The sequence below is a fragment of the Ilumatobacter sp. genome (assembly GCF_049588435.1).
GTDB lineage: Bacteria > Actinomycetota > Acidimicrobiia > Acidimicrobiales > Ilumatobacteraceae > Ilumatobacter_A.
The window spans coordinates 1-7,325 of sequence record NZ_JBAVYV010000517.1 but is presented as its reverse complement, the minus strand read 5'-3'; the positions used below and the strand labels follow the sequence as shown (position 1 = coordinate 7,325).

Below are 7,325 nucleotides of genomic sequence, written 5' to 3'. Positions count from 1 at the left end.
GCATGTACGAGGCCGGCTACCCGACCGGCGCATCGTCGGAGGCCGACTACTACGACTCGGGCGGCTCACGGACGGGTTGGTACGCACTCGCTGCGTTCCTGGCGTTGATCGCGCTCGTCGCCGGAGGCGTTCTGCTCTTCCAGGCGATCGGTCCCGGCGAGGACGCCGAACCCGGCCAGTTCATCCTCGACGACTACTCGGGACGATCGCTCACGATCGTGACCGCCGAGCTCGCCGAACTCGACCTGCAGTTCCGAACCGTCGAAGAGGAAGACGCATCGGTTCCCCCGAACTTCGTCGTGCGGACCGATCCGCCGGCCGGGTCGGTGGTGCTCGAAACCCAGGTCATCCTCGTCTACTTCAATCCGGATCCACAGCTGCAGAACGTCCCCAACGTCGTGGGCGACAACATCGAGCAGGCGCGCGCGGCGCTCGAAGCGGAAGGCTTCAACGTCGGTACCGTGACCGTCGACGACGATTCGGACAGCGCCGCCGGCACCGTGCTCGCGACCGAACCCGAAGCGGGGACTCCGGTCCCGCAGGGCACCACGATCGACCTCACGATCGCCGGCGAACCCGACACGTTCCCGGTTCCGGGCGTGGTCGGCCAGATCGAGCAGCTCGCGATCGACACACTCGAAGCACCGCCGGGAGAGTTCAACGTGGTCGTGCAACGAGTGGCGAGCGACACGATCGACGCCGGTTTCGTGGTCTCTCAGAGCCCACGACAGGAGGAACTCGTCGAAGCGGGCTCCACCGTCACACTCGAGGTGTCGAGCGGTCCGGCCCCGATCGTGGTTCCGACGGTCGAAGGGCTGTCCCAGAGCGCTGCCACGGATCGTCTCCGGTCGGCCGGATTCACGGTCGCCTCGCAGTTCCAGGACGTGAGCCCCGGAAGCTCGAGCGACGGTGTCGTCATCTCGCAGAATCCTGCCGCGGGAACCACTGCCGACATGGGAACGACGGTCACGATCACGGTCGGCCGAGCGCGGACGCCGGCGACCACGACGACCACCACGACGACGACCACGACGACCGTGCCACCGACCACGGCGGCGCCGACCACCACGGTTCCGCCGAGCAGTTCGACCGCGGCGCCCTAGCGTTGGACGTTCAGTCGAGTCGACGGAGCCAGTTCCGCAGCAGGTCGTGGCCCGACCCGGTGAGGATGCTCTCGGGGTGGAACTGCACGCCCTCCACATCGACGTCTCGATGACGGACGCCCATCACGACGCCGTCGGCGGTTCGCGCGGTGACCTCGAGCTCGTCGGGAATCGTGTCGGGAGCGAGGGTCAGTGAGTGGTAGCGCGTCGCGGTGAGCGGAGTCGGCAATCCGGCGAAGACGCCGACGTCGTCATGTTCGATCACCGACGTCTTGCCGTGCATCAACTCCGGCGCGCCGACGACCTCGGCGCCGTAGACCTGGCCGATCGCCTGGTGCCCCAGGCAGACACCCAACACGGGAATGCCGGCATCGGCGAACACCGTGACCGCCTCGCAGATGATCCCCGCCGACTCGGGACGGCCCGGACCCGGCGAGAGCAGCACTCCGTCGGGCGCCAGGGCGACCGCTTCGTCGATGCTCACCGCGTCGTTGCGGACGACGGCCGGGTCGGCTCCCAACTCTCCGAGGTACTGGACGAGGTTGTAGACGAAGCTGTCATAGCTGTCGATGACGAGCACGCTCATCGTCGTAGTCTGCCGCGCGCGTCACCGTGCACCCACCGCGATTGCAGACCCGATCCCGATCGGGAGCCGCCCCACGGGGTCGCCCGCGCCATCCAACCTCTCGATGGCGTATGCTGTTCGACCGATGGCACCTCCGAAGCGAAAGACGGGTGGCGGGCGAGTCACACCGAAGGGGACTCAGCCCGGCGAACGTTCTGCAGGGTCCTCCAAGGCCGAAGACCGCGAGGTCACCTCGTCGCGCACCACGGTTGCCGCGTCGTCGCGGTACACCCCCAAGCAACAGCGACGTCAGCTGATCCCCCCGAACCTGATTCCGATCATCATGTGCGTCCTGCTGATTGCCGGCGGACTCGTGATCATGGCGGGGTACCTCGTCGGTGACGCGTCACGATGGTTCACCGGGCTCGGCCTGGTGTGCATCCTGGGCGGCCTCTGGTTCGCCACCAAGTGGGAATAGCGGCCTCGGCTCGACCAACCCGTGTCGCCACCAGGTGGCCGCCACGTGAACGCTGAATGACGTCGATGTCATTCGGTCCCCAACTTGTCCACATTCTGTGGACAACTCAGTCGTAGAGCGGCGCGACTTCGATCATGTCCTCGAGGCAATGCCGCGGAGGCGGGGGGTCCTCGTCGGGTGCCATCGTCATCCGCATCTCCACGCCACACACGTCGCAGCGATAATTGCGCTTGATCTTGCGGAGTTCACCCGTCGGCGGCGGCTCGGGTGGCAGCCGCGTGAAGCTGCGGAGCATCCCGATCCCACTTTTCCACAGGACCCAGCCGATGAGCACGCCGATCGCCACCCAGATGATCGTCGAGACGGCGGGCATGAGTTCACGCTATCGAACGACCGGGACGGTGTGTGCCGGGCGTGACAGCGCGCTGACTCCGCCCCCTCATGCGAGGAGGTCGAGGATGTGGCGGAGGTCGGCGATCTCGGAATCGTCGAGGTGACGCGCGAACGCCGCCTGGACGGACCGTCGGTAGCTCACGTTCATCTCCCGCCACAACCGGCGTCCCGACTTGGTGAGTTCGACCTCCACCGCGCGCTTGTCGGCATCGTCGATGAGGCGGTGGCGCTTGATCCATCCCTCCTCCTCGAGGCGATCCAGACGGCGGCTGACGCTCGACGGCGGAAGTCGCAGGTCCGACGCGACGTCGAGTGGGCGGGCGCGACCGCCGAGTCGCTGCAGCGAGGTCAAGACGTCGAACCATCCGATCGTGATGTCCCATTCGGCGCGCAGGTCGTCGTCGATCGAACGTTCCAGTTGCCCGACGAGCGACTGCATCTCACGCCACGCTCCGACCCGGACGTTGTCGAGACGAGGCACCGTCGGGACGTCCGATCAGGCGGTGGCGCGAATCGCGGCGGCGAACGCTGAGACGGCTTCGTCGATGTCCGACTGGGTGACGATCAACGGAGGACTCCAACGGATCGTCTTGCGGTACGTACCCGCGAGCATCAGCAGCAGCCGGTTCTCACGCAGACAGTGATCGACCACCGCCTTGGCTCGCTCCGGGGTGTCGAATTCGGTGGCGATCATCAGCCCGCGCCCGCGTACGTGGAGCAAGGCCTGGTCGAGTTGCTGGAGGTTGAGCAGGGCGTCCTTCAACTGGTTGCCACGCGACTTCACGTTGTCGAGGAAGCCGGGCTCCTGCAGCACCTCGATCGTCGCGAGGGCCGCCGCGCAACCGATCGGGTTGCCGTTGGACGAGCCGCTGTGGCTTCCGGTCGCCCACTTCTCGTCGAGCTCGCGACGCGTGCCGAGCGCCGCGAACGGGAAGCCAGAGGCCATCCCCTTCGCCATGCAGATGATGTCCGGGGTGACACCCAGTCCCTCGCTCGCGAACATCCTGCCGGTGCGACCGAAGCCACTCTGCGTCTCGTCGGTGACCAACAGGATCCCGTGCTCCCGGCAGCGCCGTTCGATGCCCTCGAGGAAGCCCTTGGGCGTCGGAATGTACCCCCGCTCGCCGATGACCGGTTCGATGACACACGCCGCGATCTTCTCCGCCGACACCTGCGTCGACATGATGCGATCGAGGCCGCGCAGCGCACGGCTGACCTCGGCCTCCTGGTCGGATGCGTGCGGATCGGGGAACGGCGCGATGAACACCCCGCCCGGCAACGGTCCGTAGCCGGCGCGGTCGATCGCGCGACTACTCGACATGGCGAGCGTGTAGTGGGTGCGCCCGTGGAAGGCGCCGTCGAACGCGATCACGTTGCGCCGGTCGGTCGCGTGCTTCGCGAGCTTCACCGCCGACTCCACGATCTCGTCGGGTGTACTGCCGAAGTAGAACGTGTCGATTCCCTCGGGCGTGATCTCACCGAGCTTGTTGACGAGCGGCTCCAGCTTGTCGTGTCGATACACGTTGATCTGGGCGTGGATCATGCGGCCCGCCTGCTCGGCGATCGCCTTGGTGACCTTCGGGTGGGCGTGCCCCGTCGATGCAGCACCGAGCCCACCGGTGAAGTCGAGGTACTCGTGGCCGTTGATGTCGATCACACGGATGCCCATGCCGCGCTCGATCTGCAACTCCGTCGCCTTCGCCCAGACACTCGAGAGATGTGCTCCAGTTTCGGCCATCCGCGAAGCCTAAGGGAATCCGGTCCGCAGCGGCCGGACGCCGGACCCGGTCACACTCGACCGGGCCCGGCGGTCGGGCGTCAGAATGCGACGGCCGCGACCTCGTCGTAGGTGGCCGCGAGGTGGATCGTCATCTCGTCACGGACGTTCTCGGGAATGTCGTCGAGATCGACGCCATTGCGCTTCGGGAGCACGACCTCGGTGAGGCCCATCCGGTGCGCGGCGAGCACCTTCTGCTTGACACCACCGATCGGCATCACCTGACCCTGCAGGTTGATCTCACCCGTCATCGCGACCGACGACTTGACGGGCCGGTCGGTGAGCAGCGACACGAGCGCCGTCGTGATCGTGATGCCGGCCGACGGACCATCCTTGGGAACCGCACCGGCGGGGACGTGGACGTGGAACCGGCGACGCAGCGCTGCGTCGTCGAGACCGAGTTCGGCGGCGTGACTGCGCACGTAGTTCAGTGCGATCTGCGCCGACTCCTTCATCACGTCGCCGAGCTGTCCCGTGAGGGTGAGGCCGGGTTCGCTGTCGGGACCCATCGGGAACGCCGTCGTCTCGACGAACAGCACGTCGCCGCCCACGCCGGTGACCGCCAAGCCGGTCGCAACACCCGGCGCGGCGGTGCGCGCGACGATCTCGTCGTCGACCTTCGCTCGCCCGAGCCAGTCGACCAGGTCGTCGCGGCCGATCTCGAGCGGCGTCCCGGTTCCGGTGGCGACACGCGCGGTCACCTTCCGGACGAGACGGCCGAGTTCTCGTTCCAGCGATCGCACGCCCGCTTCGCGCGTGTACCCGCTGATGATCGAACCGATCAGTTCGTCGTCGACGATCACCTCGTCCGGGGACAGCCCGGCGCGCTCGATCTGGCGAGGCAGGAGGTAGCGGTTCGCGATGAACACCTTCTCGGCCTCGGTGTACCCGTCGAGCTGGATGAGATCCATCCGGTCGAGGAGCGGACCAGGAATCGTGTCCGCGACGTTCGCCGTCGCGATGAACACGACCTCGGAGAGATCGAGATCGACCTCGAGGTAGTGGTCGCGGAAGGTGTGGTTCTGTGCCGGGTCGAGCACCTCGAGGAGTGCCGCGGTCGGATCACCGGACCAGCCACCGGCCGTCAACTTGTCGATCTCGTCGAGCAGGATCACGGGATTGATCGTCCCCGCCTCCTGGATCGCCTTCACGATCCGGCCCGGCTGCGATCCGACATACGTCCGGCGGTGCCCGCGGATCTCGGCCTCGTCGCGCACTCCGCCGAGCGCCACGCGCACGAACTCGCGCCCCATCGACCGTGCGATCGACTCGCCCAGCGATGTCTTGCCGACCCCGGGAGGCCCGACCAGCGTCAACACCTGGCCCTCGCCTCTCCGATTGTCACGATCTCGGACGAGCTTGCTGCTGTCAGACGCTGGTCGATCGTGACGCCATGCTCGGTCGCTGGCGCTCCCGTCGCGGGCGCGATCCTCGCCGTCCTGTGCGGCCCGGTCTCGGACGCTGCCCCGTACGTCGAGGCCACGATCGTGGCGGAGCTTGCGGGCGGCGAGGAACTCGACGATGCGTTCCTTGACGTCGTCGAGGCCGTAGTGATCGGCGTCGAGGATCTCCTGCGCCTCGTCGAGATCGAGCGTGTCGTCGGTCCGCTCACCCCACGGCATCTCGAAGATCCGATCGAGCCACGTGCGCACCCAGCCGTGCTCGGGAGACTGCTCGCTCATCCGCTCGAACCGGTCGAGTTCCTTGGACACGAACGTCTTCACGCCGTCGGGGGCATCGAGGTCGTCGAGGCGCGACCGGTAGTCGCCGACCACGTCGTCGTTGCCCTCGCCGAGTTCCTTGCGGATCGCGTTGAGCTGCTGGCGCAACATGAACTCCCGCTGCTGCTTGTCCATCCCTTCGCTCACGTCGTTGCGGATCGTCTCGGCGACCTGCAACTCGTTCAGATGGCCGCGCGCCCACGAGTGGATCGCATCGACCCGGTCGGACACCTCGACGGCCTGCAACACGCGCAGCCGATCGTCGTCGGAGAACTCGGCCCACAGCGCAACCGAATCGGCGAGGCGCCCGGGAGCGTCGACGGTGCGGAGCAGTTCGGGAAGCCGGCGCGAGTGGCGCAGCTCGGCGATCAGTTCGAGGGTGGCGCGCAGCTCGCGGGTGGCCGCTTCGACGCTCGACGACACGACACCGTCGATCACCGGCTCGACCAGTGCGAACGTCGCAGCGCCGGCCGTGGTCTCGACCGATGTGACCCGGGCACGTCGCTCGACCTGAACGATCGCGGCGGACTCGCCGGTCGGGAGATTTCCGACGTTGGGAACACGCGCGACGACCGCCAGGTCGCGTTCATCCCCTCCGGTCAGCGCGATCCGACCATCGGACTCGCCGACGGCGGCCTCGACGGCACGACGGAGTTCGTCGGTGCCGAGGGTGAGGGTCACCGTGGCTCCGGGGAGCACGGCGGCGGGAAGGTGGGCGAGCGGAAGGCGGACGGTGGTGGACGATTCGACGGTGGTCTGCTCAGACATACCGACACGGTATGGGGAGAAACCTTGAGTCACACTCACTCAAGGCTTCGCGATCATTCGAAGCCGGCGGCGACCTCCAGGGCGTCGCTCCACGAGACGCCGTCGGCGAGCGAGCCGCGCATCTTCATCACCCACCGGGGAGCATTGACCCCCAGCGCCCCGTGCAGGCGATCGCCCCGGCGATAGAGGGCGAGGAACTTCCCGTCGGCGACGGCGCCGGCGGCGACCACGACTTCGTCGTCCGGTGACGCCCGCCCGAGGAACTGCACGCGGATGTCGAACTGATCGCTCCAGAAGAACGGAACGGGCGCGTAGGGCGCAGGCTCTTCGCCTCGCGCGACCGCGAGCAGATTCTTCGCGGCTGCGGCCCCCTGTTCCGCGGCGTTGGTCCAGTGCTCGACGCGCATCTCCTCGTCGAACAACGAGTTCGGCCAGCGCAGGACGTCGCCCGCGGCGTAGACGCCGGGGCGGACGGTCCCGTCGAGGCGGCGTGCGTTGAGCGTCTCGTCGCACACCACCC

8 protein-coding genes are annotated in these 7,325 nt (G+C 67.5%); 2 read left to right on the top strand and 6 right to left on the bottom strand.

The annotated features are described in order from the left end of the window. Nucleotides 1-1,103: PASTA domain-containing protein (locus WBV89_RS19415; protein ID WP_423982974.1), on the top strand; the 1,103-nt coding region annotated here is incomplete at its 5' end. 10 nt (nucleotides 1,104-1,113) lie between these two features. Here the strand turns inward: WBV89_RS19415 and WBV89_RS19410 are convergent. Beyond that, nucleotides 1,114-1,689 (bottom strand): anthranilate synthase component II, encoded by a 576-nt coding sequence (locus WBV89_RS19410; RefSeq protein ID WP_423982973.1) that lies wholly within the window; start codon nucleotides 1,687-1,689, stop codon nucleotides 1,114-1,116. Nucleotides 1,690-1,813: 124 nt separating this feature from the next. Here WBV89_RS19410 and WBV89_RS19405 point away from each other — a divergent pair, with 124 nt between their 5' ends. Continuing rightward, nucleotides 1,814-2,146, top strand: coding sequence for a hypothetical protein (locus tag WBV89_RS19405; RefSeq protein WP_423982972.1), 333 nt, complete (start codon nucleotides 1,814-1,816; stop codon nucleotides 2,144-2,146). Between the two features lie 106 nt (nucleotides 2,147-2,252). Here the strand turns inward: WBV89_RS19405 and WBV89_RS19400 are convergent, their stop codons facing one another. From WBV89_RS19400 to WBV89_RS19380, 5 genes are all read right to left on the bottom strand, one after another. Next, nucleotides 2,253-2,519: a hypothetical protein gene (locus WBV89_RS19400; protein ID WP_423982971.1), complete on the bottom strand. Its 267-nt coding sequence runs from the start codon at nucleotides 2,517-2,519 to the stop codon at nucleotides 2,253-2,255. A 66-nt stretch (nucleotides 2,520-2,585) separates the two neighbouring features. Next, nucleotides 2,586-3,020 carry a MarR family winged helix-turn-helix transcriptional regulator gene (locus tag WBV89_RS19395; RefSeq protein WP_423982970.1) on the bottom strand — a complete coding sequence of 145 codons (435 nt, stop codon included), beginning with the start codon at nucleotides 3,018-3,020 and terminating at the stop codon, nucleotides 2,586-2,588. 15 nt (nucleotides 3,021-3,035) lie between these two features. Next, nucleotides 3,036-4,277, bottom strand: coding sequence for an aspartate aminotransferase family protein (locus WBV89_RS19390; protein WP_423982969.1), 1,242 nt, complete (start codon nucleotides 4,275-4,277; stop codon nucleotides 3,036-3,038). An 80-nt stretch (nucleotides 4,278-4,357) separates the two neighbouring features. Continuing rightward, nucleotides 4,358-6,805 carry an endopeptidase La gene (gene lon / locus WBV89_RS19385; protein WP_423982968.1) on the bottom strand — a complete coding sequence of 816 codons (2,448 nt, stop codon included), beginning with the start codon at nucleotides 6,803-6,805 and terminating at the stop codon, nucleotides 4,358-4,360. Nucleotides 6,806-6,858: 53 nt separating this feature from the next. Next, a partial coding sequence (locus WBV89_RS19380) for an oxidoreductase C-terminal domain-containing protein (RefSeq protein WP_423982967.1) occupies nucleotides 6,859-7,325 on the bottom strand: 467 nt, incomplete at its 5' end.

What these genes read in the sequence shown, in the direction of transcription:
- lon (WP_423982968.1), bottom strand. Translation starts at nt 6,805, where the DNA reads ATGTCTGAGCAGACCACCGTCGAATCGTCCACCACCGTCCGCCTTCCG.
- WBV89_RS19400 (WP_423982971.1), bottom strand. Translation starts at nt 2,519, where the DNA reads ATGCCCGCCGTCTCGACGATCATCTGGGTGGCGATCGGCGTGCTCATC.
- WBV89_RS19405 (WP_423982972.1), top strand. Translation starts at nt 1,814, where the DNA reads ATGGCACCTCCGAAGCGAAAGACGGGTGGCGGGCGAGTCACACCGAAG.
- WBV89_RS19390 (WP_423982969.1), bottom strand. Translation starts at nt 4,277, where the DNA reads ATGGCCGAAACTGGAGCACATCTCTCGAGTGTCTGGGCGAAGGCGACG.
- WBV89_RS19410 (WP_423982973.1), bottom strand. Translation starts at nt 1,689, where the DNA reads ATGAGCGTGCTCGTCATCGACAGCTATGACAGCTTCGTCTACAACCTC.